The organism is Xanthomonas sp. LF06-19 (assembly GCF_034105425.1).
GTDB lineage: Bacteria > Pseudomonadota > Gammaproteobacteria > Xanthomonadales > Xanthomonadaceae > Xanthomonas_A > Xanthomonas_A sontii.
In genome coordinates, this window is the sequence record NZ_JAXGGH010000001.1 from 222,698 (window position 1) to 248,001 (window position 25,304).

At 70.4% G+C, this 25,304-nt stretch carries 19 protein-coding genes; 8 read left to right on the forward strand and 11 right to left on the reverse strand.

From position 1 onward, the window contains the following. Positions 1 to 31 precede the first annotated feature (31 nt). The 6 genes from yjfF to araD1 all read right to left on the reverse strand — a co-directional run bounded on the left by yjfF (position 32) and on the right by araD1 (position 7,190). Positions 32 to 1,057 carry a galactofuranose ABC transporter, permease protein YjfF gene (gene yjfF, locus SLW55_RS00925; RefSeq protein ID WP_320744316.1) on the reverse strand — a complete coding sequence of 342 codons (1,026 nt, stop codon included), beginning with the start codon at positions 1,055 to 1,057 and terminating at the stop codon, positions 32 to 34. Continuing rightward, positions 1,054 to 2,109, reverse strand: a complete 1,056-nt coding sequence (locus tag SLW55_RS00930; protein WP_295942014.1) for an ABC transporter permease — start codon at positions 2,107 to 2,109, stop codon at positions 1,054 to 1,056. The genes yjfF and SLW55_RS00930 overlap by 4 nt, the downstream gene beginning before the upstream one ends. Continuing rightward, positions 2,106 to 3,617 (reverse strand): sugar ABC transporter ATP-binding protein, encoded by a 1,512-nt coding sequence (locus SLW55_RS00935; RefSeq protein ID WP_320744317.1) that lies wholly within the window; start codon positions 3,615 to 3,617, stop codon positions 2,106 to 2,108. Before SLW55_RS00935 ends, SLW55_RS00930 begins: the two co-directional genes overlap by 4 nt. 10 nt (positions 3,618 to 3,627) lie before the next feature. Continuing rightward, a complete protein-coding gene (locus SLW55_RS00940) occupies positions 3,628 to 4,626 on the reverse strand; it encodes an ABC transporter substrate-binding protein (RefSeq protein WP_295957346.1) in 999 nt (332 codons plus the stop codon). A gap of 98 nt (positions 4,627 to 4,724) precedes the next feature. Continuing rightward, positions 4,725 to 6,164: an aldehyde dehydrogenase family protein gene (locus tag SLW55_RS00945; RefSeq protein ID WP_320744318.1), complete on the reverse strand. Its 1,440-nt coding sequence runs from the start codon at positions 6,162 to 6,164 to the stop codon at positions 4,725 to 4,727. An 18-nt stretch (positions 6,165 to 6,182) separates the two neighbouring features. Then, positions 6,183 to 7,190, reverse strand: coding sequence for an AraD1 family protein (gene araD1 / locus SLW55_RS00950; RefSeq protein WP_043092772.1), 1,008 nt, complete (start codon positions 7,188 to 7,190; stop codon positions 6,183 to 6,185). A 152-nt stretch (positions 7,191 to 7,342) separates the two neighbouring features. Between araD1 and SLW55_RS00955 the strand changes: the two genes are divergently transcribed. Continuing rightward, positions 7,343 to 8,326, forward strand: coding sequence for a LysR substrate-binding domain-containing protein (locus SLW55_RS00955; RefSeq protein ID WP_267103735.1), 984 nt, complete (start codon positions 7,343 to 7,345; stop codon positions 8,324 to 8,326). Between the two features lie 105 nt (positions 8,327 to 8,431). Here SLW55_RS00955 and SLW55_RS00960 read toward each other — a convergent pair whose 3' ends face one another. Then, on the reverse strand, positions 8,432 to 9,229 hold the full coding sequence (locus tag SLW55_RS00960) for an SDR family oxidoreductase (RefSeq protein WP_150410456.1): 798 nt from the start codon (positions 9,227 to 9,229) through the stop codon (positions 8,432 to 8,434). A 174-nt stretch (positions 9,230 to 9,403) separates the two neighbouring features. Between SLW55_RS00960 and SLW55_RS00965 the strand changes: the two genes are divergently transcribed. The 6 genes from SLW55_RS00965 to SLW55_RS00990 all read left to right on the forward strand — a co-directional run bounded on the left by SLW55_RS00965 (position 9,404) and on the right by SLW55_RS00990 (position 18,985). Then, positions 9,404 to 11,128, forward strand: coding sequence for an IlvD/Edd family dehydratase (locus SLW55_RS00965; RefSeq protein ID WP_152236232.1), 1,725 nt, complete (start codon positions 9,404 to 9,406; stop codon positions 11,126 to 11,128). Between the two features lie 256 nt (positions 11,129 to 11,384). Beyond that, positions 11,385 to 11,909 carry an RNA polymerase sigma factor gene (locus SLW55_RS00970; RefSeq protein WP_026144275.1) on the forward strand — a complete coding sequence of 175 codons (525 nt, stop codon included), beginning with the start codon at positions 11,385 to 11,387 and terminating at the stop codon, positions 11,907 to 11,909. A 65-nt stretch (positions 11,910 to 11,974) separates the two neighbouring features. Continuing rightward, a complete protein-coding gene (locus SLW55_RS00975) occupies positions 11,975 to 12,973 on the forward strand; it encodes a FecR domain-containing protein (RefSeq protein WP_320744624.1) in 999 nt (332 codons plus the stop codon). 275 nt (positions 12,974 to 13,248) lie between these two features. Continuing rightward, on the forward strand, positions 13,249 to 16,140 hold the full coding sequence (locus SLW55_RS00980; protein WP_320744319.1) for a TonB-dependent receptor: 2,892 nt from the start codon (positions 13,249 to 13,251) through the stop codon (positions 16,138 to 16,140). A 129-nt stretch (positions 16,141 to 16,269) separates the two neighbouring features. Continuing rightward, on the forward strand, positions 16,270 to 17,571 hold the full coding sequence (locus tag SLW55_RS00985) for a histidine-type phosphatase (RefSeq protein ID WP_320744320.1): 1,302 nt from the start codon (positions 16,270 to 16,272) through the stop codon (positions 17,569 to 17,571). Between the two features lie 109 nt (positions 17,572 to 17,680). Next, positions 17,681 to 18,985, forward strand: a complete 1,305-nt coding sequence (locus SLW55_RS00990) for a jacalin-like lectin (RefSeq protein WP_320744321.1) — start codon at positions 17,681 to 17,683, stop codon at positions 18,983 to 18,985. Positions 18,986 to 19,283: 298 nt separating this feature from the next. On the opposite strand, the gene radA is transcribed toward SLW55_RS00990, so the two are convergent. From radA to SLW55_RS01010, 4 genes are all read right to left on the reverse strand, one after another. Further along, the gene (radA, locus tag SLW55_RS00995; RefSeq protein ID WP_010341150.1) at positions 19,284 to 20,669 is read right to left on the reverse strand and encodes a DNA repair protein RadA; all 1,386 of its coding nucleotides are present in this window, start codon (positions 20,667 to 20,669) and stop codon (positions 19,284 to 19,286) included. Between the two features lie 305 nt (positions 20,670 to 20,974). Then, a complete protein-coding gene (locus tag SLW55_RS01000; RefSeq protein WP_267121216.1) occupies positions 20,975 to 21,511 on the reverse strand; it encodes an adenylate kinase in 537 nt (178 codons plus the stop codon). 233 nt (positions 21,512 to 21,744) lie between these two features. Further along, on the reverse strand, positions 21,745 to 23,634 hold the full coding sequence (locus SLW55_RS01005) for a tetratricopeptide repeat protein (protein WP_320744322.1): 1,890 nt from the start codon (positions 23,632 to 23,634) through the stop codon (positions 21,745 to 21,747). A 134-nt stretch (positions 23,635 to 23,768) separates the two neighbouring features. Beyond that, a complete protein-coding gene (locus tag SLW55_RS01010) occupies positions 23,769 to 24,371 on the reverse strand; it encodes an ATP-dependent Clp protease proteolytic subunit (RefSeq protein WP_017907385.1) in 603 nt (200 codons plus the stop codon). Between the two features lie 55 nt (positions 24,372 to 24,426). Here SLW55_RS01010 and SLW55_RS01015 point away from each other — a divergent pair, with 55 nt between their 5' ends. Further along, entirely contained in the window at positions 24,427 to 25,233 is an 807-nt protein-coding gene (locus SLW55_RS01015; RefSeq protein WP_320744323.1) for a sigma-70 family RNA polymerase sigma factor, read from the forward strand. The last annotated feature ends 71 nt before the right edge of the window (positions 25,234 to 25,304 follow it).

A 25,304-nucleotide genomic window follows, 5' to 3' on the forward strand; every position in this document is an offset into this window, starting at 1 on the left:
GCGGTTGCCGAATTCTACGCCGCCGTGCCGCTCACTCGCTCGCCGCACCCTGCGGCAGGCGCCGGGTCAGCAGTCGCTGCAACAGGCAGAACAGCAGCAACAGGCCACCGATCACGATGCGCGTCCACCACGAGCTGAGCGTGCCGTCGAACACGATCAGGGTCTGGATCGCGCCCAGGATCAGCACGCCGAACAGGGTGCCGATCACGTAGCCGCTGCCGCCGGCGAGCAAGGTGCCGCCGATCACCACCGCGGCGATGGCGTCCAGCTCCAGACCCTGCGCATGCAGGCTGTAACCGGACAGCATGTAGAACGTGCACACCACCCCGGCCAGCGCCGAGCAGAAACCGCTGAAGGCGTAGACGCGCACCTGCGTCGCCTCCACCGGCAGCCCCATCAGCCGCGCGGAGGCCTCGCTGCCGCCGAGCGCGTACACGCAGCGGCCGAAGCGGGTGCACTGGGTCAGCCACATGCCCAGCGCCACCATCGCCAGCGCGATCAACGCACCGACCGACAGCGACGCGTCGCCGCCCAGCGGCAGCCGCGCCTGCGCGATCGCGGTGTACAGCGGGTCGGTGATCGGGATCGAGTCGACGCTGATCAGCGTGCTGGCGCCGCGCGCCAGGAACATGCCGGCCAGGGTCACCACGAACGGCTGCAGACGGTAGCGCTGGATCAGCAGGCCCATGCCGGCGCCGAACACGCTGCCGAGCAGCAGCACCAGCGGGATCGCCGCCAGCGGCGACCAGCCGTGGCGCTCGACCAGCGACGCCGACAGCACCGTGCTGAAGGCCAGCACCGCGCCCACCGACAGGTCGATGCCGCCGCTGAGGATCACCAGGCTCATGCCCACCGCGGCAATGCACAGGAAGGCGTTGTCGATCAGCAGATTGGCCAGCACTTGCGGCGCCAGGAAGCCGTCGTAGAGCACCCCGCCAGCCGCGAGCATGGCCACGAACAGCGCCACGGTGATCGCCAGCGGCAGGCGCGCGCCCTGCAGCATGCCCGCCGCCTTGCGCAGGCCGGACCCAACCAGGCGTGGAGCCGCCGCGCTCATGGCCGCACCTGCGGCGGCGGCCGCCGGATCCAGCCGCGCAGGTTGGCGCGGAAGCGCGGCGATTGCAGCAGCATCACCGCGAACACCAGCAGCGCCTTGATCAGCATGGTGACCTGCGCCGGCACGCCGAAGGCGTAGATGGTCGCGGTCAGAGTCTGGATGATCAACGCGCCGATCACGCTGCCGGCCAGGCTGAAGCGGCCACCATCGAGCAGCGTGCCGCCGAGCGTGACCGCGAGGATCGCGTCCAGTTCCATCAGTTGCCCGGCGTTGTTGGCGTCGGCGCTCTTGACGTTGGAACTGATCAGCAACCCGGCCAGGCCGGCGCTGAACGCGCAGAACACGTACAGCAGCACCGCGATCAGCCGCGCACGCACGCCCGCCACACGCGCCGCGCGCGGGTTGTGGCCGATCGCGCGCACGAACAGCCCCAGCGCGGTGTGCCCCAGCAGCAGTTGCAAGGCCGCGAACACCGCCGCGACCACGAACAAGGCGAACGGCAGGCCGAGCAGGAAGCCGTTGCCGAGATAGAAATAAGGCGGGTAGTAGATGGTGAGGATCTGCCCGTCGCCGATCAGCTGCGCGATGCCGCGCCCGGCCACCATCAGGATCAGCGTGGCGATAATCGGCTGCATGCCGACCTTGACCACCAGCAGCCCGTTCCACAGCCCGCACAGCGCCGCCACCAGCAGCGGCGCCAGCAGCACCGCCCACAGCGGGAAGCGGCTGTGTTCGCCGCCGCCGATCATCCACGCCGCCACCGTCGCGGCGATCGCCACTACCGCGCCGACCGAGATGTCCAGGCCGCGCACCGCGATCACCAGGGTCATGCCCATCGCCACCAGCGCCAGCGGCGCGGCACGGTTGCCGATGTCGACCAGGTTGCCGTACAGGTGACCGTCGCGCCATTGCAGGCTCAGGAAGCCGGGGTCGAACAGGCCGTTGCCGAGCAGCAGCACCGCCAGCGTCGCCAGCGGCCAGAACAACGGATGCGCGCGCAGCCGCGCCGACCAGCGCGATGCGGTGGTGTCGGGCGTGGCGGTGGCGCTCATGCCGCGCTCCCAGCGATCAGCTCGAAGATCGCGCGCTCGCCGCAGCCGCCGGGCAGTTCGCCGACCAGGCGGCGTTCGCGCAGCACCGCGATGCGGTCGGCGATGCGCGCGATCTCGGCGACCTCGGCGGAGATGAACAGCACCGCCATGCCCTCGCGGGCCAGGGCCAGGATCCGGGTCATGATCTCCTGCTTGGCGGCGATGTCGATGCCGCGGGTGGGTTCGTCCAGGATCAGCAGCCGCGGCCGCGTCGCCAGCCAGCGCGCCAGCACCACCTTCTGCTGGTTGCCGCCGGACAGCAGCCCCACCGGCGTCTCCAGGCTGGCGGTCTTGATGCCCAGCACGTCCACGTAGCCCTGCGCGATGCGTAGCTGCTCGGCCGGCGCCAGGAACCGGCGCAGGCCCATGCGCGCCTGCAAGGCCAGCACGATGTTCTCGCGCACCGACAGTTCGGCGACGATGCCCTCGGTCTTGCGTTCTTCCGGGCACAGCGCCAGGCCGTGGGCGATCGCATCGGGCGGGCCGCGCAGCGCCACGTCGCGGCCGTCGATCGCCACGCGGCCGCGATCGGCACGGTCCAGCCCGAATAGCAGCCGCGCCAGTTCGGTGCGGCCGGCGCCGAGCAGGCCGGCCAGGCCCAGCACCTGGCCTTGGCGCAGTTGCAGGTCGACCGGCTGCAACTGGCCGCGCCGGCCCAGACCCTGCGCCTGCAGCAGCGGCGCAGCGTCCTCGGGCGCGGCCGCGCGCACCGCGGCGGCCGCGGCGCTGGCCGGGTCGAGCGCGCGCCCGACCATCGCCGCGACCAGTTGCGGCGCCGGCAATTCCGCCGGCGTGTATTCGCCGACCAGGCGGCCGTTGCGCAGCACGCTGATGCGGTCGGCCACCGCGTACACCTGGTCCAGGAAGTGGGTGACGAACAGGATCGCCATGCCGCCATTGCGCAGCGCGCGCATCACCCGGAACAGTTCGGCCACCTCGCCTTCGTCGAGGCTGGAGGTGGGTTCGTCGAGGATCAGCACCCGCGCCGACACGCCGACCGCGCGCGCGATCGCCACCATCTGCTGCACCGCCACCGGATAGCTGCCCAGCGCGCGCCGCACGTCGATGGCGATGCCCAAACGCTGCAGGCCGGCCTCGGCCTCGCGCTCGATCCGGCGCCAGTCGATGCGCCGCAGCCAGCCGCGCAGCGGGTAGCGGCCGGCGAACAGGTTCTCGGCCACCGACAGGTTCGGGCACAGGTTCACTTCCTGGTACACGGTGCTGATGCCGAGCCGTTGCGCCTGCTGCGGCGACGCCGGCGCCACCACCGCGCCATCCAGCACGATGCGCCCGGCGTCGGCGGCGGTCACACCGGTGAGCAGCTTGATCAGGGTCGACTTGCCGGCGCCGTTCTGGCCCATCAACGCGTGGATCTCGCCGCCGCGCAAACGCAGCGCCACGTCCTCCAGCGCGGCCACGCCGGCATAGGCCTTGCTCAGTCCCTGCGCCTCCAGCACCAGCGGATGCATGCGCGCGGCCTCAGTACTTGCGCTTGGGCAGTTCGGCCGCGGCCTGGTCCTGGGTGTACACCGACTCCTCCACCACGATGCGCTTGGGCAGCGGCTTGCCGGCCTTGAGGTCGCGGATGGCCTGCACCAGTTGCGGGCCCAGCAGCGGATTGCATTCGACGGTGACGTTGAGCTTGCCGGCCTGCATCGCCTCGAACGCGCCCTTCACTCCGTCCACCGAGATCACCAGGATGTCCTTGCCCGGCTTCAGCCCGGCTTCCTCGATCGCCTGGATCGCGCCGATCGCCATGTCGTCGTTATGCGCGTAGAGCACGTCGATGTTGCGTCCCTCCGACTTCAGGAACGCCTCCATCACTTCCTTGCCCTTGGCGCGGGTGAAATCGCCGCTTTGCGAGCGCACGATCTGGAAGCGCGGATGCGAGGCCAGGATCTCCTTGAAGCCCTTCATGCGATCGATCGCCGGCGCCGAGCCGACGGTGCCCTGCAGTTCGACGATGCGCACCGGTTTGTCGCCGTCCTTCAACGGCGAGCGCTCGACCAGCCAGCGCGCCGCCTTGCGCCCTTCCTCGACAAAATCCGAACCGATCAAGGTCACGTACAGGCTGTCGTCGGACACCTTCACCGCGCGGTCGGTCAGCACCACCGGAATCTGCGCGGCCTTGGCTTCGCGCAGCACCGTCTCCCAACCCGACTCCACCACCGGCGAGAACGCGATCACATCCACGCGCTGGGCGATGAACGAGCGCAGCGCCTTGATCTGGTTCTCCTGCTTCTGCTGCGCATCGGAGAACTTCAGTTTCATGCCGGCGTCGGCGACGGCCTGCTTGATCGACGCGGTGTTGGCGGTGCGCCACTCGCTTTCGGCACCGACCTGGCTGAAACCGACGGTCAGCTGCCCCGGCGCCTTGGCCGCGTCCTTGCCACCGCCGGAACAGGCGACCAGCGCCATGCCCAGCAACGCCGCCATACCCCGCACGCACATGCGTGTTCCCAAGTTCTGCAGTTGCATAGCCCCTCCTCGTTGATGACACGCTGGCGGCGGACGCGGCCCTGCGGCCGCGGCGCGCCGCCCACCCTCCCAGGCCGGCGTGCGCTGGATCGATCAGTTCATGGCGCGGATGTATAAGCGGTTTTGACCGTGGTGTAGAACTCGACCGCATAGCGGCCCTGCTCGCGCGGGCCGTAGCTGGAGGCCTTGCGTCCGCCGAACGGCACGTGCGGGTCGACGCCGGCGGTGGGCAGGTTGACCATCACCATGCCCGCCTGCGCATGCCGCTTGAAATGCGTGGCGTGCTTCAGCGAGCGCGTGGCGATGCCGGCGCACAGGCCGAACTCGGTGTCGTTGGCCAAGGCCAGCGCGTGCTCGTAGTCGTCGGCCACCAGCACCGCGGCGACCGGGCCGAACACCTCCTCGCGGGCGATGCGGTGCTGCGGCTGCGCGGCCACCAGCGCCGGGCGCAGGTAGTAGCCGCGGTGCGCGCACTCCAGCGCCTCGCCGCCGTAGAGCAGTTCGGCGCCTTCCTCGCGGGCGATGCGCAGGTAGTCGCGGTCCTGTTCGAACTGGCTGGCGCTGGCGACCGGCCCGATGTCCACGCCCGGCTCCAGCGCATGGCCGATCTTCAGTGCGGCCAGGCGCGTGCGCACGCGCGCGACGAAGTCGTCGTGCACCGCGCGTTCGACGATCAGCCGGCTCGACGCAGTGCAGCGCTGGCCGGTGGAGAAGTAGGCGCCGTTGACCGCGATCTCCGCCGCCAGGTCCAGGTCGGCATCGGCCAGCACCACCAGCGGATTCTTGCCGCCCATCTCCAACTGGATCTTCAGCCCGCGCTCGGCGGCCTGCTTGAGCAGCCGGTTGCCGGTGGGCACCGAGCCGGTGAAGCTCAGCGCATCGATGCCGCGCTCGCCGACCAGCGCCTGGCCGACCGTGCTGCCGCTGCCGAGCACCAGGTTGAACGCGCCGTCGGGCAGGCCGGCGCGGCTGAGGATCTCGGCCAGCGCCCAGGCACAGCCGGGCACGATCTCCGCCGGCTTGAACACCACGGTGTTGCCGTAGGCCAGCGCCGGCGCGATCTTCCACGCCGGGATCGCCAGCGGGAAATTCCACGGCGCGATGATGCCGACCGTGCCGACCGGCTCGCGGGTGATCTCGACGTTGACCCCGGGCCGGGTGGAGGCCAGCGTTTCGCCGGGAATGCGCAGGGCCTCGCCGGCGAAGAACTTGAAGATCTGCCCTGCGCGCGCCGCCTCGCCGATGCTCTCCGGCAAGGTCTTGCCCTCTTCCGAGGCCAGCAGCGCGCCCAGTTCCTGCTTGCGCGCCAGGATCTCGCTGCCGACCGCGTCCAGCGCGTCGGCGCGCTGCTGCGGGGTGCTCGCGGCCCACGCCGACTGCGCCGCGTTGGCCGCGGCGATCGCCTCGCGCACCGTGGCCGCGTCGAGGCTGCCGGCTTCGCCGACCGGTGCCGACAGGTCGGACGGATTCTCGTCGGGGGCGAGGTCGTCGCCGGCCACCCAGCGGCCGTCGATGTAGCTCTGGAAACGTCGGGTCATGCCTACCTCCGTGCGGTTCTACAGCGCGCGCACGCCGCCCAGGGCGAATCCGCTGTCGACGCGCTGCAAGGGATTGACCAGCGCCGCGCCGAACTCGGCCAGTTCGATCTCGAAGCGGTCGCCGGCCTGCGCCTGCACGCCATCGGCAAAACTCAGCGTGGCGGTACCGAAGAAATGCAGGTGCACGTCGCCGGGCACGCGGTGCGCGGCGTACTTGAAATGGTGGTATTCGAGATTGGCCAGCGAATGGCACATGTTGGCCTCGCCGGTGACGAAGGGTTTCTCCCAGATCACCGCATCGCCGCGACGGATGCGACTGTGGCCGCGCAGGTCGCGCGGCAACGCGCCGCAGCGCAGCTCCGGGCCGACCGCGCAGGCACGCAGCTTGGAATGGGCCAGGTACAGGTAGTTCTGGCGCTCGGTGACGTGGTCGGAGAACTCGTTGCCCAGCGCGAAGCCGAGCCGGTACGGCACACCGTCGGCGCCGATGACGTAAAGCCCGACCAGTTCCGGCTCCTCGCCGCCATCCAGGGCGAAGTCCGGCGACGGCAGCGGCGCGCCCGGCGCGACCAGGCTGCTGCCGTCGCCCTTGTAGAACCATTCCGGCTGCGCGCCGGGCTGGCCGTCGCGCGGGATGCCGCCGTCCACGCCGAGCTGGAAGATCTTCATCGAATCGGTGAGCGTGCCCTGTGCCGCCTGCTGCTGCAGGTTCTGGTGCATGGCATCGCGGGTGGCGGCGCTGCCCAGGTGGGTCAGGCCGGTGCCGGTGACGCGGCAATGCGCCGGGTCCGGATGGGTCAGCGGCGACAGCACCCGGCCGGCGGCCAGCAGCGCGGCGTAGTCGAGCACGCGCTCGCCGCGCAGCTGCTGCGCCTGCGCCTCCAGGCTGTTGCCGGCGGCCAGCGCCGCGTTGGCCAGCGCATAGGTGGACGCCACCTCGCGCAGCAGCCGCACCTGGCGGCCATCGTCTTCCACCACACCGACGCCGGGCGTGCCGGCGTCATCGAGCAACTGGATCAATCGCATGCATCGGTCGCCTGTCGGAATGCGGACGCGCAGCGGGCGGCGCGGGACACGCGCGGCGCGATGCGCCCGACCTATTCTGGCCGGACGACCTATATGCAACAAATATCGGTTTTGGCTTAACGTATACGAACATTCGTATCGCTGTGAGCGCCATGCCTGCCGCCCCGCCCTGGTTCGTCCGCGCCCGCCTGAAGACCCGGCAATTGATGCTGCTGCTGGCGATCGAGGAGGAAGGCAACATCCACCGCGCTGCCGAGACCTTGAACATGTCGCAGCCGGCCGCCTCCAAGCTGCTCAAGGACCTGGAGGACATGCTGGCGGTGCCGCTGTTCGAGCGCCTGCCGCGCGGCATGCGCGCCACCTGGTACGGCGAGGCGATGATCCGCCACGCGCGCATCGCCCTGGCCAGCCTGGGCGAGGCCGGCGCCGAGATCGAGGCGCTGAAGGCCGGCTATGCCGGCAGCGTGGCCGTCGGCGCGATCGCCGGGCCGGCGATGAGCCTGCTGCCGTCGGCGCTGGCCCAGGTCGGCGCGCAGCATCCGCTGCTGCGGGTGAGCCTGCGCGTGGACGGCAGCGACGTGCTGCTGGAGCAACTGGCACAGAACAAACTGGACATCGTGGTGGCGCGTCTGTTCGCGCGGCACGACAAGCGCCACCTGCACTACCAGGCACTGGCCGAGGAAAAGGTCTGCGCCATCGCCCGCCCCGGCCATCCGCTGCTGGCGGCGCCGGCGCCGACGCTGGCGGTGCTGGCCGAGGCACCTTGGATCGTGCCGCCGGACGGCAGCGTGTTGCGCCACCGCTTCGAACTGATGTTCCAGAACGCCGGGCTGGAGGCGCCCAAGCGGGTGATCGAGACCTCGGCGCTGGTGGTGCTGCCGCAGTTGCTGCGGCATGGCGACGCGCTGGCGGTGGTACCGGAGGACGTGGCCCGGCATTTCGCCGACCACGGCAGCGTGGCGATCGTGCCGGTGGCGCTGTCCTGCCGCATGGACGCCTTCGGCCTGATCACCCGCCGCGACTGGCTGCTGTCGCCGGGCGCGCGAATCGTGCTGCAGGCGCTGCAGGAGGCGGCGGCCACGGTGTACGGTGTCGCCGTGACGGCGGCCACGCCGTCGCTGCCTGCGGACGGCTGATCGCGTCGGACTGAAGTCCTCCCACAACGCCGCCGCTGGTCCCGGCGTGCGGCTTTTGTGGGAGCGGCTTCAGCCGCGACGCGCTGAGCCCGAATCCAGCGCCACTCAGGTCCAGCCGCCGTCCACCACGAACTCCTGCGCGGTGATCGCGCGCGCCTCGTCCGAGGCCAGGAACAGCGCCATGCGCGCGATGTCCTCCGGCATCACCTTGTCCGGCAGGCACTGATTGCGTGCCAGTTCGCGCTCGCCGGCCTCGTCCAGCCACAGGGTGACCTGGCGTTCGGTCATCACCCAGCCCGGGGTCAGCACGTTGATGCGGATCCGCGCCGCGCCCAGGTCGCGGGCCAGGCCGCGGGTCAGGCCGTTCACCGAGGACTTGGCGGTGGCGTACACCGGGTAGCCGCCGGTCTTGCTCTGCCAGCCGGTGGAGCCGAGGTTGACGATGGAACCGCCGCCCAGCCGCTGCATGCCCGGCACCACCGCCTGGATGGCGAAGAACGCCGCCCGCTGGTTGATCGACACGCAGCGCTCCCAGTACTCCGGGGTCACCGCGTCGAGCGCGTGGCGGTCGTCGCTGCCGACGTTGTTGAGCAGCACGTGGAAGTCGCCCAGCTCGGTCGCCGCCTCGCCGATCGCCGCCTGCAGCGCGGCCACGTCGGTGACGTCGCAGCGGCGCCACCACGGCGCGGTCAGGCCGGCCGCGGCCAGCCGCTCGGCCAGCGCGGCGCTGGCCTCGGCCGCGACGTCGACGAAGGCCACCTGCGCGCCCTGCGCGGCGAAGGCCTCGACCAGCGCGGCACCGATGCCGGAGCCGCCGCCGGTGATGAAGACGCGGCGCCCGTGCAGGCTGCCGTAGGTTGCGTTGCCGAGGGAGGAAGGCGCTGCGCTTGCCGAGTTGTCCATGCCGTTTCGCTCTAGGTGGATAGGATTTCGATATATGAAAACAAATATCCATTTGTAGATATTTGCTATTTTTCACGTATCAATATGCCCGCTAGCATCCCCGGCGTAAAGCATCCGGGGGCGGCTTGCGCACAAGGCGGATCCCGGCGTCCTGGACTCGAGGAATCCGCCGACATGGGCTCACCCAGCAAACCGCCGCGCCGCAGCCAGGCGTGGTTCGGGCGCGAAGGCAAGCAGGGCTTCTACTACCGCAGCTGGCTCAAGAGCGCCGGCCATCCGCACGACATGTTCGATGGCCGCCCGGTGATCGGCATCTGCAACACCTGGTCGGAACTGACCCCGTGCAACGGCCACCTGCGCGAACTGGCCGAACACGTCAAAAAGGGCGTGTACGAGGCCGGCGGGTTCCCGCTGGAGTTCCCGGTGATGTCGCTGGGCGAGACGCAGATGCGCCCCACCGCGATGCTGTTCCGCAACCTCGCCAGCATGGACGTGGAGGAATCGATCCGCGCCAATCCGCTGGACGGCGTGGTGCTGCTGATGGGCTGCGACAAGACCACCCCGTCCTTGCTGATGGGCGCGGCCAGCGTGGACCTGCCGACCATCGGCGTATCCGGCGGGCCGTCGCTGTCGGGCAACTGGCGCGGGCAGCCGCTGGGCTCGGGCACCGGCGTGATCGAGATGTCGGAGATGGTCCGCGCCGGCACCCTGAGCCAGGACGACTTCGTCGAGGCCGAGGCCTGCATGCAGCGCTCCAAGGGCAGCTGCATGACCATGGGCACCGCCTCGACCATGGCCAGCATGGTCGAGGCGCTGGGCATGTCGCTGCCGGAGAACGCGGCGATCCCGGCGGTGGATGCGCGCCGCGCGCGGCTGGCGCGGCTCAGCGGGCGGCGCATCGTGCAGATGGTGGAAGAGGATCTGCGCATGTCGCAGATCCTCACCGCCGACGCCTTCGCCAATGCGATCAAGGTCAATGCGGCGATCGGCGGCTCCACCAACGCGGTGCTGCACCTGCTCGCCCTGGCCGGCCGCGTGGGCGTGCCGCTGCAGTTGGACGACTGGGACCGGCTGGGTTCGCGGCTGCCGTGCCTGGTGAACCTCAAACCGTCCGGCCAGTACCTGATGGAAGACTTCTACTATGCCGGCGGGCTGCCGGCGGTGATGCGCGAACTCGGCAGCGAACTGGCGCTGGACGCGCGCACCGTCAACGGCCGCACCCTGGGCGAGAACGTGGCGCAGGCGCCGTGCTGGAACCGCGAGGTGATCCATCCGCTGGACGCGCCGGTGCGCGCGGAGGCCGGCATCGCCGTGCTGCGCGGCAACCTGGCGCCGGACGGCGCGGTGATCAAGCCGTCGGCCGCCTCGCCGCACCTATTGCGGCACCGCGGGCGCGCGGTGGTGTTCGAGAGCATCGAGGACTTCAAGGCGCGCATCGACGACGAGGCGCTGGACATCGACGCCGACTGCATCATGGTGCTCAAGCACTGCGGCCCGCGCGGCTACCCGGGCATGGCCGAGGTCGGCAACATGCCGTTGCCGCCGAAGCTGCTGCGCGCCGGCATCACCGACATGGTGCGCATCTCCGATGCGCGCATGAGCGGCACCGCCTACGGCACCGTTGTGCTGCACGCCTCGCCGGAGGCCGCCGCCGGCGGCACCCTGGCACTGGTGCGCGACGGCGACATCATCGAACTCGACGTCCCCGGCCGCGCGTTGCACCTGGAAGTCAGCGACGAGGAACTACTGCGCCGGCGCAGCGAATGGACCCCGCCGCCGGCGCCGCCGCGCGGCTGGAGCAAGCTCTACGTGGAGCACGTGCAACAGGCGCACCTGGGCGCCGACCTGGATTTCCTGGTGGGCGGCAGCGGCGACGCGGTGGCGCGCGATTCGCATTAGCGGTCGCGGCGGGATGCATCCACCTTGCCTTCGCAGGAGCGGCGGCGAGCCCGCCGTGCGCACTGTGGGAGGGACTTCAGTCCCGACGCATTGCGCCATCGAAACGCAGACCACGTCGCGCGTCGCAGCTGCATGACAGGCGACTCCCGCAGGAAGTGGCGAACACCGCCTTGCTCCGCACGCACCGCCCCCACGTCACCGAACCGTCATCTGCAGCTTCTAGCCTGCCCCGCACCCCAGGGACAAGGCAGGCTCGGTGGCGGCTCACCCCAAACGCGCATGGGCGCGCATGTTCGCGGAACACGGCCCGGTGCTGCGCGGCTTCTTCGTGCGCCGTGGCGCACGCGAAGACGCCGAGGACATGGTGCAGGAAACCTATCTGCGGCTGCTGCGCGCGCATCGGCAGCAGGGCGAGGCCATCGCCAATCCCGAAGCCTATCTGTACACCGTCGCGCAGAACCTGGCGCGCGAACAGGCCGCGCGTCGCCGCCAGGCGCCGCTGCGCATCGACGAGATGGAGCAGTTCTCGCAATTGCTGGCGGCGGGAGACGACGTGGAAGACAGCGCACACCGGCGGCAGCGCCAGCAGCACCTGCAGGCCCTGCTCGCCGAGCTGCCCGCGCGCACCCGCGCGGTGCTGGTGATGCAGTACCGCGACGGGCTGAGCTACAAGCAGATCGCCGAACGCATGGGCGTGTCGCCGCACATGGTCAAGAAGCACGTGGTGCGCGGATTGTCGGCCTGCCGCCGCGCGCTGGCCGAGAGCGGAGACCGCTGGTGAACGACAGTACGTTCTCTTCGCGCAGTGCCATCGCCGATGCCGCGCACTGGCATGCGGTGCAACGCATGCAGCCGCTGGACGCGAAACAGGAACAGCAGTTGCTGGACTGGCTGACCGCCTCGCCGCAGCATCTGCGCGAGTATCTGGCCATGCAGCGCGTGGCCGGCGAACTCGGCGAGGCGCTGCGCGGCATGGACCTGGACGTGGACGCCTTGCTCGCCAGCGACGACACCGCCGATGGCGCGGCGAGCGGCAACGTCATCGCCCTGCCCGTGCCGCGGCGCGCGACAGCGGCAGCGCCAACGCGTGCGGCGCGCGCCCACGCCGCGCCGCGCTGGCGTCTGGCCGCGGCCGCCGCGGTGTGCGCGGTGGCGGTGCTGGTCGGCTGGGCCTGGCCGCGCAGCCAGACCTACCGCACCGCGCTCGGCGAACAACGCAGCGTGCAACTGGCCGACGGCAGCACGGTGCGGCTCAATGCGCAGACCCGCTTACGCGCCACGCTGACGCCCTGGAGCCGAAAACTGCAGTTGCTGCAGGGCCAGGCCAGTTTCGTGGTCGCCGCCGACCGGCGCCCGCTGCAGGTGCAGGCCGGGGGCCTGCGCGTGGAAGATATCGGCACCACCTTCGACATCGCCCTGCACCCCGACCAGGCGCGCATCGAGGTCTCGGCCGGGCGCGTGCACGTGTGGCGCCAGGACCGGCCGCAACAGCCCATGCTGGCCGATCTCGGCGCCGGCCAGAGCGCGCGCATCGACACCGCCGATGGCCGGGTCGAACTGGGCAACGAGGACGTCGCGGCGATGCACGCGTGGTGGCAACACCGCATCGTGTTCCGCGACGAACCGCTGGCCAATGTCGCCGAGGATTTCAACCGGCTCAACCGGCACCGCCTGCTGATCGACGACGCCGACGCCGGGGCGATGCGGCTGACCGGCAACCTGCGTGGCGACGATGTCGCCGCACTACGCGCCTTCCTCGAGGCGCAACCGACACTGCAGGTGCGCACCGGCGCCGACGGCATCCACGTGCGCAGCCGCGCGCCGACGCAGGCACGCCTGCAGTAGCGCGGCAGCTGTGTCGCGCGCGATGCGCGACGCACCCTTCTTCCAGACCGACGGGTCGACGCGCACTTGCGTGCCATCGGCGCGTCACACGCGGCGTGCACGCGCGCCTTCGTGTGCGCACGCGAGGCCAGCATCGCCTGCACGTGTCACAGAAAATTCATCGAAAAACGGTGCCCGATCTTCGCCGTCGCGCCTCGTAGTCCGGGGACAGCGCAGGCAATCGCCCGATCGCGATGCCGCGCGCACCACCACCCCCGCTCTCACTGGACCCGACGATGCGCCGCACTCTGTTCCTTTCCATCGCCCTCGCCCTGCATGCCGGCGCCGCTGGCGCGCAGACCGCGCCCGTCGCGGTCGATGCGATTCCAGCGCAGCCGCTGGCGCGTGCGCTCAATGCCCTGTCGCGGCAGACCGGGCTGCAGTTCGTCTATGCCGCCGGCAGCACCGGCAACCCGCAGACCCACGGCAGCCGCGCCGGTGCGCCGCCGGAACAGGCGCTGCAGCAACTGCTCGACGGCACCGGCCTGCGCTACCGCTTCCTGACCCCGACCACGGTGACGATCGAGGCCGCGAGCGCGCCGGCCGAGACCGCCGCCACCGCGCCGGCGGCGATGACGGCGGCACCGCCGCAGGCCACGCCCGCGGACGCGCCGGTCAAGCAACTGGACGGCATCCAGGTGCTCGGCAGCTACGCCGGCAGCCTCAGCGCCGCGCTGCGCGAGAAGCGCTACGCCGACAGCGTGGTCGACGTGATCGCCGCCGAGGACATCGGCAAGCTGCCGGCGCAGAACGTGGCCGAAGCGCTGCAGCGCGTGCCCGGCGTGTCGATCGTGCGCGACCGCGGCGAAGGCGTGTACGTGCGCGTGCGCGGCCTGGGGCCCAACTTCCAGGTGACCACGCTCAACGGCCAGACCATGGCGGTCAACGAGAACGTGCGCACCTCCGGCCAGACCGGCCGCCAGTTCCGCTACGACACCCTGCCGGCGGAACTGGTCGCCGGCCTGGAAGTGATCAAGAGCCCCACCGCCGACCTGGACGAAGGCGCGATCGGCGGCATCGTCAACGTGCGCACGTTCCGCCCGCTTGAACTGGGGAAAACGCTTACCAACGTGTCGCTGGAGTCGAGCCAGGCGCAGCGCACCCACGCCAACGACCCGCGCGTGTCCGGCCTGTTCAACTGGGTCAACGCCGACGGCACCTTCGGCCTGCTGCTGTCCGGCGCCTACGCGCAGCGCAGCCTGCGCCAGGACCGGGTCAACGAAGTGAGCTGGGACTACTACCGCAACGGCGTGCCGGGCGTGCCTGGCGCCAACTACGTCCCCACCGGCCTGCGCCCGACGTTGGAACTGGAGCAGCGCGAACGCACCGGCATCGCCGCCTCGCTGCAGTGGAAACCGAGCGCGGCCTGGGAAACCAACCTGGACCTGCTCTACGCCAAGCAGACCGTGCACTACGACGAATACAGCCTGGGCGTGGGCTTCGACAGCCTGGCCAAGCTCAGCAACCTGCGCGTGGCGCATGGCGGCGTCGCCGGCTTCGACTACCGCAACGGCCAGGTGCAGATCTCGCGCGAGACCTCCGGGATCACCGACGACAACCGCAGCGCGCGCCTGTCCAGCACCTGGAGCGGCGATGCGTGGACGCTGGGCGCGGTGGCGTTCCACTCGCAGGCGCACAGCTACGACTCCGATCCGATCCGGCGCACGCGCCTGCGCAGCGGCACCACCCTGTCGATGCGCGTGGACATGCCGCAGGCCGATGGCGACGACGTGCCCGACTGGCGCTTCACCAACGGCTTCGACCCGACCAACCCGGCCAGCGTGGCCGGGCGCCGCCTGGAGTGGCGCGAGATCGATGCGCGCGACAAGGAGGACGCGCTGCAGCTCGACGCCAAGCGCGCGCTCGGCGACGGCTTCTTCCACGAACTCAAGTTCGGCGCCAAGTACCGGCAGCGCTCGCGCACCTACGATCGCGCCGACCTGCTGCTGACCAGCATCGCCGGGGTGCGCTTCCCGGCCGGCAACTTCACCGCGCTGCCGGTGGACGACATGCTGACCGACGCCAACGGCAACCTGCCGCGGCAGTGGCTGGCGCCGATCGAATCGCGCTTCTTCGGTACCTGGCCGACCGCCGCGGACCTGGTCAACACGCCGAACAGCGCCGACCTGCAGAACTCCTACGAGGTCAAGGAGAAGATCGGCTCGGCCTATGCGATGGCCGACTTCGGCAGCGAACTGGCCGGCCGCGAACTGCGTGGCAACCTCGGCGTGCGCCTGGTGCGCACCGAGCAGACCACCGACGGCCATGCCGACGTCAACGGCAGCGCGCAACCGGTGCACTTCGCACGCAGCTACAGCAACGCGCTGCCCTCGTTCAACGCGGCCTGGGACGTGCGCGAGGACATGGTGCTGCGCAGCTCCGCGGCCAAGGTCATCACCCGTCCCGACCTCACCGACCTGTCGTCCAAGCTCACCTTCAATTCCAGCGGCGAGATCCTCACCGCCAGCGGCGGCAATCCGTCGCTGCGTCCGTTCGAGGCCTGGCAGTACGACCTGACCTTCGAGTGGTACATCGACGGCACCTCGGCGCTGACCGGCGGCGTGTTCTACAAGGACATCTCGCGCTTCATCCAGACCCAGATGTCGAACCTGCAGTACCAGGGCCAGACCTACCTGCTCTCGTCCAAGACCAACGGCAGCCAGGCCAGCGTCAAGGGCGTGGAAGTGGCCTACCAGCAGGTCTTCGCCGGCCTGCCGGCGCCGCTGGACGGGCTGGGCATGCAGCTCAACTACACCTGGACCGACAGCGAGGCCACCTATCGCGACGGCGGCCGCACCTTCACCGACAGCCTCGAAGGCGTGGCCAAGAACACCTACAACGCGGTGCTGTTCTACGAGAAGGGACCGCTGATGGCGCGGGTGAGCTATGGCTGGAGCGACGACATCGTCAACGCGGTCGGTACCGCCAACGTCGCCACGCTCAACAGCGACAAGTTCGGCAGCCTCGACGCGAACGTGGCCTGGAAGGTCAACGACACCCTGTCGGTGTTCGTCAACGCGATCAATCTCACCGGTGCGGTGCAGCGCCAGTACGTCGGCGACCGCCTGTTCGGCGGCTACACCGACTACGGCCGCACCTGGTCGGTGGGCTTGCGCGCACGTTTCTGATCCGCCGCGCTGCCGCCCAAGCGCGGCAGCCAGCCCGCCCCGCGGCCTGCATCGCCGCGGGCGCCGGCCATCGCACCGTGCGCCGCCCACCGCCGCGCGCGGCGCACCGCCTCTGCCTGGAGCTTGCCGATGCCATCGCTGCCGCGCCTCGCCACCCTCGTCCTGTTCGCCCTGATGCCACTGGCCTGCGCCGCGGCACGCGCACAAGCGGCCGCGACAGACACGCTGGAAAAAGTCGTCATCCTCAAGCGCCACGGCGTGCGCGCGGCGATGTCCAGCGCGGAGCAACTGGAGCGTTACTCGGCGCGCCCCTGGCCGCGCTTCGCGGTGCCCGCCGGGTATCTCACCGCGAACGGCGCGGCGCTGGAACGCTTGTTCGGCGCCTACTACCGCGCCCGCTATGCGCCGCTGGGGCTGTTCGCCGGCGACGGCTGCGCGGCCGCGTACTACTGGGCCAACCGCACCCAACGCACCCTCGCCTCGGCGCAGGCGCTGGCCAGCACGCTGACCCCGGGCTGCGCCAATCCGGTGCACAGCGTCGCCGACGATGCCTCCGATCCGCTGTTCGACGGCGCGCCCGCCCTGCGCACTCCCGCCGCGGTGGCGCAGATGCGTGCGGCCATCGCCGGCCGCATCGGCGGCGACGCGCAGGCCTGGAACGCGGCCCAGGCGGATGCCATCGACAGCCTGCAACAACTGCTGCTGCAGTGCGCGCAACGGCCCTGCCCGGCCGACGCCGGCAGCGGCAAGCTGCGCCTGGATGCGGTGCCGGCGCGGTTGGGCGATGCCGAGGACGCGATCCCCGGCATCGAAGGCCCGGCCTCGACTGCCTCCGGCCTCAGCGAAAGCCTGCTGATGGCCTGGGCCGACGGTCAGGACTTCGCCGCGCTCGGCTGGCGCGGGGTCGACGAGGCCAGCCTGCTGCGCGCCTTCGCCCCGCACCAGGCCGAGTTCGCGCTGCGCCTGCGCGCGCCGGCGGTGGCGCGCATGGCCGCCTCGCCGCTGGCGACACGGCTGCTGGCGACGCTGCTGGACGGCAGCGGCCAGGCCACGCGGGCCGAACCGATCGGCGGCGCGGCGCGGCTGTTGGTGCTGTCCGGCCACGACGGCACCTTGACCCTGCTGGCCGGCATGCTCGACCTGCACTGGCAACTGCCTGGCTACCAGCCCGACCAGACCGTGCCCGGCGGCGCGCTGGTGTTCGAGCGCTGGCGCCGCGCCGACGGCGAACGGGTGATCCGCCTGCGCTACACCGCGCAGAGCCTGGCGCAACTGCGCGAACGCCGCGCGCTGACCGTGCAGGCGCCGCCGCTGGAGTCGCCCGTGTTCATCCCGCAGTGCAGCCGCGCCGACGCCGCCTACGACTGCCCGCTACCCGCCTTCGCCGCCGCGGTCGAAGCCGCGCTCGATCCGCAGTTCCTGACCCCATGACGCCACGTGCGCCGGCTCCGGCCGGTCGCGCGGCGGCATCGGTGCCTTCCGGCACCGCCCCTGGCGCTCGCGCCACCCGCTGTTCCTCCCAACCCGCAAGAGGCGATTCATGATCCAGCATCTACGCACCCTCGTGAGCTACGGCATCGGATTGAGCCTGGCCTGCGCCGGCGTGGTCCACGCGCAATCGGACGTCGGCGTGCTCGACGTGCTCACCTACAACGTCGCCGGCCTGCCGCAGGGCATCTCCAGCAGCAACCCGGCCGCCAACACCGCCCAGATCGCACCGAAGCTGGCGCCCTACGGTCTGATCAACGTGCAGGAAGACTTCAACTATCACGCCACCTTGTACGCGGGCGACAAGCACCCCTACCGCACGCCCACCAGCGGCGGCGCGGCGATCGGCGACGGCCTCAACACGCTGAGCAACTACCGCTTCGACGACTTCACCCGCATCAAGTGGGACAAGTGCAACGGCACCGACTGCCTCACCCCCAAGGGCTTCAGCTACATGCGCGTGCGGCTGGACGACGGCGTGCTGCTGGACGTGTACAACGCGCACCCCAACGCCGGCACCGAGAGCGCCGACCTGGCCGCGCGGCGCGCCAACATCAGCCAGCTCTCGCAATTCATCCAGACCTGGTCGGCCGGCAACGCGGTGCTGGTGATGATGGACTCCAACACCCGCTACACCCGCGCCGACGACAACATCCGTGCGTTGATTTCCGCCAACGGCCTGACCGATGCCTGGGTGGAACTGGTCAAGGGCAGCGCCCCGGCGGCCGGCGCCGCGCCGCTGCTGTGCGGCACCCCGCCGACCAACGACTGCGAAGTGGTGGACAAGATCCTGTACCGCGACGCGCCGCAGCTGACGCTGGTCGCCAACCGCTACAAGCTCGACGACGGCAACTTCTACGACAGCGCCGGCAAGCCGCTGTCCGACCACTACCCGCTGGCCGCGCAGTTCGGCTGGGCGGTCGGGAGCACCGTGCGCACCAGCGACCAGTTCGGCGGCCCGCACGGCACCCCGTTCAACGACATCGCCAAGGGCGCCGAGCAGCGCACCATCGCCAGCGTGACCCTGCGCGGCGCCTCGCGCCTGGACGGCATCGCGCTGGGCCTGGACAACGGCAGCACCCTGGCCCACGGCGGCAGCGGCGGCGACCCGGTCACGCTGCGCCTGGGCAGCAACGAGCGGCTGACCTCGGCCACGCTGAGCGTGGGCCAGTACAACGGCCACACCCGGCTGTTCTCGCTGAGCCTGCGCACCAACCAGGGCCGCAGCCTCAGCGCCGGCACGCCGACCGCCGAGACTTACACGCTCACCGCGCCCAGCGGCTGGCACATCGCCGGCTTCACCGGCCGCGACGGCGACGAGATCGACAAGCTCGGCGTGGTGTACCGCAAGGATTGACGGACCCGCGGGCGCCATCGCGCCTGCGGCACCGCAAGGGCAACGGCGCGCGTGGCGACGCGCGCCGTTCGCCTTACCGAAGAAAAGGCGCCGGCTGCGACCTGCGGCCGGTCGCGCGCATCGACGTGCAGCGAGCGGATGCATTGCCGCTGACGATGCGGATCGGCAATCTCCACACCAGGCCGCGCGATGCGGCCACGCGTCTACGTGGGCCGCACTCGCGCACACACCACCGCATCGCGATTCGAAGCGACGCAGTACACGGGGACGACGCGCCGCTGCCCGCCGACGCCGCAGCCTATTCGCTCGCCGCCTCCAACGCCTGCGACAAACGCTCCACCGCGATCACTTCCATGCCCTTGACCGTGCCGGTCTTGGGCGCATTGGCCTTGGGCACGATGGCGCGCTTGAAGCCGTGCGTGGCCGCCTCGCGCAGCCGGTCCTCGCCGTTGGGCACCGGGCGGATCTCGCCGGACAGGCCGACCTCGCCGAAGGCGATGGTCTTTTCCGCCAGCGGCCGGTCGCGCAGCGACGACAGCACCGCCAGCAGCACCGGCAGGTCGGCCGCGGTCTCCTGCACGCGGATGCCGCCGACCACGTTGACGAACACGTCCTGGTCGCCGACCACGATGCCGCCATGGCGGTGCAGCACCGCCAGCAGCATCGCCAGCCGGTTCTGTTCCAGGCCCACCGCCACGCGCCGCGGATTGGACAGCGGCGAGGCATCGACCAGGGCCTGCACTTCCACCATCAGCGGCCGCGTACCCTCGCGGGTGACCATCACGCAACTGCCGGGCTGGTGCGCGCTGCCGCCGGACAGGAAGATCGCCGACGGATTGGAGACTTCCTTCAGCCCCTTCTCGCCCATCGCGAACACGCCCAGTTCGTTGACCGCGCCGAAGCGGTTCTTGAACGCGCGCAGCAGGCGGAAGCGGCTGCCGCTCTCGCCCTCGAAGTACAGCACCGCATCGACCATGTGCTCGAGCACGCGCGGGCCGGCGATGCCGCCCTCCTTGGTGACGTGGCCGACCAGGAACACCGCCGTGCCGGTCTCCTTGGCGTAGCGCACCAGGCGCGCCGCGCTCTCGCGCACCTGGCTGACCGACCCCGGCGCGGCGGTCAGCGCCTCGGTCCACAGGGTCTGCACCGAGTCGGCGACGATCAGCTTGGGCCGCGCCGCGCTGGCGTGCTGCAGGATGTGCTCGATGCCGGTCTCGGCCAGCGCGTTGAGGCCGTCCAGCGGCAGGTCCAGGCGCACCGCGCGCCCGGCGACCTGGCCCAGCGATTCCTCGCCGGTCACGTACAGCACCGGCAGCGTGCCGGCCATCTTCGCCAGCGCCTGCAGCAGCAGGGTCGATTTGCCGATGCCGGGGTCGCCGCCGATCAGCACCACCGCGCCCTCGACCAGGCCGCCGCCGAGCACCCGGTCGAACTCGCCGATGCCGGTGGACACGCGCGCCTGGTCGCGGTGCTCCACGTCCTTGAGCGCGGTGATCTTCGGCGTCTCGGCCTTGCCGGCCCAGCCGCTGCGCCGCGCCGCGGCCGGCGCCTTGGCCGTGGCCGCGCTCTCCAGCACGATCTCGCTCAGCGTGTTCCAGGCGCCACATTCGGTGCACTGGCCCTGCCACTTGTTGTACTCGGCGCCGCACTCGCCGCAGACATAGGCCGTTTTCGCTTTCGCCATCTGCTTCTGGTCCGCTCAGACAATGCACCAGCATAGTGGCTGGCGGTCTCAAGGTCCGCGACGCGGCGCCAGGCACCGCATCGCATTCGCTTCCCCAGCGTGTAACGCGGCGCCGGGAAGACGTCGCGCACTCGGCAGCGACGACGATGTACGGCGGCGCTGCTGCGTTTCCCCGCGACTGGTGACCCAAGTCGCCCGCGCACGGCCGCCAGGCGGCAGCAGGAGGCAGCATGTGGCGCCGACGTCGGGTCAGACCGATTCTGCCCGGGACGATGTCCTCTTCGCTTGTCGCGGCAGGGAGGCCGTCAGCGCGCCTTCAAGGCAGCAAGCAGGTGTTCCGCCTGCTCCCGTCGCCTAATGCGCACGAAGCGAATATGCGCGTACTGCGGGTTGTGCAGATCGGCCTGGTAGCGCGCGCGGTTGCTGCCCCAGGTCTTGAGCATCCAGATGATGATGGACTCCCGGCTAAAGAACGCGCGGCGAAAACTCTCGCGATTTCCCGTACCGGGCCACAGCTCATGTTTGTGCCAGGCCCGTTTGAACGCTCTGGCGACAGCTTGGAACAGCGTGCGCAAAAATCCATAGTCCACCCACACCACCAGGTCCACGTCGCGCCATTTCACGGGGCGCGTCCGGTTGTAGTTGCCATCCAGCACCCAGTCCGCAGAGGCGGCTAACGCACGCTCCAGTTCTTTCAGGAACACATCGTCCGGGGTCCCCTGCCAGTCCGGGCGCCAGTAGAGTCTGTCCATTTCGACATAGGGAATCGCAAGTTCCTTGGCGATCAGCCTGGCGAGTGTGCTTTTCCCGCTTGCGCTGGTGCCGACCACATTGATTTTCACCGCCTGACCCCGTCCTCGCAAAGAAGATCGGCCACCTCGGCCGCTCCCGCACGGTGCTGCGCTCGCTGCAGGAACGGCTTCACATGGACTGCGCCATCGGTGGCGACCAAACAATGAGCATCGCGCGCGCAACCGCCGCAAGCGACACGCGCCAGCACGACGACGCCGTCGCCGCACCGCGCACCGAGGCGCCGGCACAACGAAGCGCCGGGCGGCGATCGCGCTCGCCGCCCTCAACGCGCCTTGTACAACTCGCTCAGGCGATCCGGCGTGCCGGCGATGCGCTCCAGGTGCGGATACTGCAGGCCGCCGTAGTAGGCGATGCGCACGGTGTCGTAGCGGTCGCCGCGCTTGACCAGCAGCTCGATCGGCGTGCTGCCGCCCTTGGCCGCGGTGACCGCGTCCTTGAGCGCCTCGGCGCTGTACTCGCGGCCGCCGACTGCGACCACGCGGTTGCCGGCGATGAGGCCGGCATTGAACGTCGGGCTGTCCCACAGCACGGATTGCACCCGGCCCTGCTCGTCCAGGCTCAGGCCCAGCGAGTAGCTCAGGTCCAGGTTCTTGTTGCGCGCCTCGGAGGTCTTGCTGGCCGCGTTCGGCTGATCGGTATAGACCAGCTTCCAGCCGCTGGCCTCGATCCCGCCGACCAGCGACCCGTGCGCATCGAGACGGCTGCGCAGCAGGCTCGCCCAGTCGTACTTGGCGATCCCATCGAGCGTGGCGACGATGTCGTCGAAGGTGTAGGTGTTCACGTCCCAGGCGCCGTCGTGCATGCCGAAGAACGCCTTGGCGAAATCGTCCAGCGAGCGCTTGCCGCCGCTGAGCTCGCGCAGCTTGGCGTTGACCTCCAGCCAGACCATCTGCCCGCCGGAATAATAGTCCTCGCTCAGCTGGTAGCTGCGGTAGGCGCGCGGCCGGCGCATCGACATGGTCGGGTCGTTGGTGGTGTCCTGCAGCGCGCGCCAGGCCAGACCGGGACGGCCGCGCTGGTAGACCGCGGCGACGTTGGCCAGCATGTCGCGGGCCTGGTCCTGGGTCCACAGCCCTGCGCGCGCGGCGATCACCTCGCCCCAGAACTGGGTCTGGCCCTCGTACAGCCACAGCAGACTGTCGCCCATCGGCACGTTGAAGTTGGGCGTGGCCAGGTCGGCGCCGCGCCGGTACTTGCCGTTCCAGGAGTGGTTGAACTCGTGCGCGAGCAGGTCGCGCATCTCCCAGCTCTTGTCCCACTCGGTGAAGTAGTCGAGCGGGCCACTGTTCTCGCTGGAGCGATGATGCTCCAGGCCGATGCCACCGAGCTTGTCGGTCAACGCCAGCAGGAACTCGTAGTGGTCGAAGTGACGCGCGCCGTACAGCTTGTCCATCTGCTGCACCAGGGCCACGTGCGCCTTGATCTGGTCGGGCTTGGCCTCCAGCGACTTGGGCTTGTCGGCGAACACGTTCAGCGCCACCGGCGCCTTGCCCTTGTCGTCCAGCATGATGCGCTTGTAGTACTTGCCGGCGAACATCGGCGAATCGACCAGGTCGTCGAAATCGATCGGCTTGAACGTCACCGTATCGCCGCTGCGCGTGGCGGTTTCCAGCGCGGTGGCGTAGCTCCAGCCGGCCGGCAGGGTCACGCTGGCCTGCGCCTTGATGTTGCGCGCGTACACCCCGGCTGGATACAGCGCGGTGGTGTTCCACTGCAGGTTGAGCATCTCCGGGGTCATCATCACCCGGCCCTGGCCGTCGCCCTGCGAGGACAGGAACTGGTACTCGGCGACGATCTCGCTGACGCCGGCGGGCACGTCGATCTTGAACGCATAGACGTCGAACTGGTCGCGCGTCCACGGCAACACCTTGCCGTTGGCCTTGATCACCAGCCCGGCGAGCTTGTCGATCGGACCGGTCGGCGAATGGTTGCCGGGGATCCACTGCGGATACAGCAGGGTCATCGGCCCCGGCGTGGCCGGGATGGTGCTGCGCACGCGGAAGATACGGTGCGCCAGATCGGTGGCATCGACATCGATCTTCAACGTACCGGCGAAGGGCACGTCGCGCGGCGGGGCGGTCTGCGCCGAGGCCTGGAACGCGACAGTGGCGGCCAGCAGCAACGGCGCCATCCAGGCGGTGGACTTGTTCATGGGATCTCCAGGGGGGCGAACGACAGCGGACAGGCAAACTCCCATGCTATGCCTGCGCCGCCGCCGCGTGCCATGCCATAGGTCATGCCCGCGGCGATCGCCGCGCACGGCGCCTGCCGCATTGGCCGGAGCCCTCAGCGCCCGGCCAGTTGGCTGCGCCGCTCGACGATGCGCGAGACCAGGCCGTAGTCCATCGCCTCCTGCGCCGACATCCAGCAGTCGCGCTCGATGTCGGTCTCCACGCGCTCCAGCGGCTGGCCGGTCTCGCGGGCAATGACCTTGGCGATGCGGGCGCGCGCCTTGAGGATCTCGCTGGCCTGGATGGCGATGTCGCTGGCCGGGCCGCCGGCGCCGCCGCTGGGCTGATGGATCAGGAACCGGGTCTGCGGCAGGCACACCCGGCGCTCGCGCGGCACGCCCAGGAACACGTGCGTGGCCGCGCTGCCGACCCAACCCGAGCCGATCATGTCGACCGGTGCGGAAATGAAGCGCAGCGCATCGTGGATGGCGTCGCCGGATTCGAGATGCCCGCCCGGCGAGGACACGATCATCGCGATCGGCGCATCGGACTCGGCATCCAGCGCCAGCAGATGGCGTACCGTCTGGTAGGCGCTGGCGTCGGTGATGGTGCCAAACAGCAGCAGGGTCCGCGCGCGGAACGCCTTTTCCTCGAGGAAGGCGGCGGACGGCGACTGCGCGGAGGGCGCGGCGGGGGACGTTTCGTCGGAACGCAGCATCGGCCTGTCTCCATGTATGGTGGGTGTCCCTCCCAACGAACGACGGGGCCACGACGTGACATCTCCGACCGACACGCCCACGCCGGCCGACGGCGAGGCGCTGCGCCGCCAGTTGCTGGCCCTGGCGCATCGCTGGCTTGGCCAGGGCCAGGACGCCGAGGATCTCGTGCAGGAGGCCTATTTGCGCGCCGCACAGGGACCGCTGCCGGCCAGCGGCCGCGACGCCTGGCTGACCACCGTGCTGCGCCATCTGTGCATCGACCGCCTGCGCCGCCGCGGCCGCTACCGGGTCCTGCTGGAGCGCATCGCACAGGAACACGCACTGTCCGTCACCGACGATCCGGACGGGCCGGAACGCCACGCCCTCCACAGCGCGGCAGTGGCGCACGCGCTGGCGGCGCTGGTGCGCACGCTGCCGGCCGGCGACGTGGCGATGCTGCTGCTCGCCGAGGCCTTCGACTTCAGCCATGCCGACCTGGCGGCATTGTCAGCGCGCAGCGAAAGCGCCTCGCGCCAGTACCTGCGGCGCCTGCTGCAGCGCGCGCGTACAGCGATCGAGGACGCCACTGCACCGACGCGCGCGCACCCGCACGACGACGACGCCTGCCTGCTGGCGCTGTGCCGCCACGCCCTGCGGCACGGCGATCCGGCCGGACTGGTCGCCACGTTGCGTGCGGCGCGGCCGCAGACCCTGCTGGCCAGCGCCTGGTCGGCCTCCGCGCACGCCGCGCCCAGCGCCGCGCCGGTCTATGCCCAGCCGCTGCAGCAACACGGGCAGCTGGGGCTGCTGATCCGCAACGGCGACGGCGTATTGACCTGGCTACCGTTGTGCGAACTCGCCGAGCCGCCCTGCCTGGCGTGATCCCGGCGCATTCCTGCGGACATCGCCAGCGCGATTGCACGCCCCAAACGCAACGGGCCGCCAGTCGCCTG

Bases quoted from the DNA above. Each gene is read 5' to 3' on its own strand.
- SLW55_RS01005 (WP_320744322.1), bottom strand. From the start codon at position 23,634: ATGAACAAGTCCACCGCCTGGATGGCGCCGTTGCTGCTGGCCGCCACT.
- araD1 (WP_043092772.1), bottom strand. From the start codon at position 7,190: ATGCGATTGATCCAGTTGCTCGATGACGCCGGCACGCCCGGCGTCGGT.
- SLW55_RS00975 (WP_320744624.1), top strand. From the start codon at position 11,975: ATGCAGCCGCTGGACGCGAAACAGGAACAGCAGTTGCTGGACTGGCTG.
- SLW55_RS00955 (WP_267103735.1), top strand. From the start codon at position 7,343: ATGCCTGCCGCCCCGCCCTGGTTCGTCCGCGCCCGCCTGAAGACCCGG.
- radA (WP_010341150.1), bottom strand. From the start codon at position 20,669: ATGGCGAAAGCGAAAACGGCCTATGTCTGCGGCGAGTGCGGCGCCGAG.
- SLW55_RS00930 (WP_295942014.1), bottom strand. From the start codon at position 2,109: ATGAGCGCCACCGCCACGCCCGACACCACCGCATCGCGCTGGTCGGCG.
- SLW55_RS00965 (WP_152236232.1), top strand. From the start codon at position 9,404: ATGGGCTCACCCAGCAAACCGCCGCGCCGCAGCCAGGCGTGGTTCGGG.
- SLW55_RS00980 (WP_320744319.1), top strand. From the start codon at position 13,249: ATGCGCCGCACTCTGTTCCTTTCCATCGCCCTCGCCCTGCATGCCGGC.
- yjfF (WP_320744316.1), bottom strand. From the start codon at position 1,057: ATGAGCGCGGCGGCTCCACGCCTGGTTGGGTCCGGCCTGCGCAAGGCG.
- SLW55_RS00940 (WP_295957346.1), bottom strand. From the start codon at position 4,626: ATGCAACTGCAGAACTTGGGAACACGCATGTGCGTGCGGGGTATGGCG.
- SLW55_RS01010 (WP_017907385.1), bottom strand. From the start codon at position 24,371: ATGCTGCGTTCCGACGAAACGTCCCCCGCCGCGCCCTCCGCGCAGTCG.
- SLW55_RS00985 (WP_320744320.1), top strand. From the start codon at position 16,270: ATGCCATCGCTGCCGCGCCTCGCCACCCTCGTCCTGTTCGCCCTGATG.
- SLW55_RS00935 (WP_320744317.1), bottom strand. From the start codon at position 3,617: ATGCATCCGCTGGTGCTGGAGGCGCAGGGACTGAGCAAGGCCTATGCC.
- SLW55_RS00990 (WP_320744321.1), top strand. From the start codon at position 17,681: ATGATCCAGCATCTACGCACCCTCGTGAGCTACGGCATCGGATTGAGC.
- SLW55_RS00945 (WP_320744318.1), bottom strand. From the start codon at position 6,164: ATGACCCGACGTTTCCAGAGCTACATCGACGGCCGCTGGGTGGCCGGC.
- SLW55_RS00960 (WP_150410456.1), bottom strand. From the start codon at position 9,229: ATGGACAACTCGGCAAGCGCAGCGCCTTCCTCCCTCGGCAACGCAACC.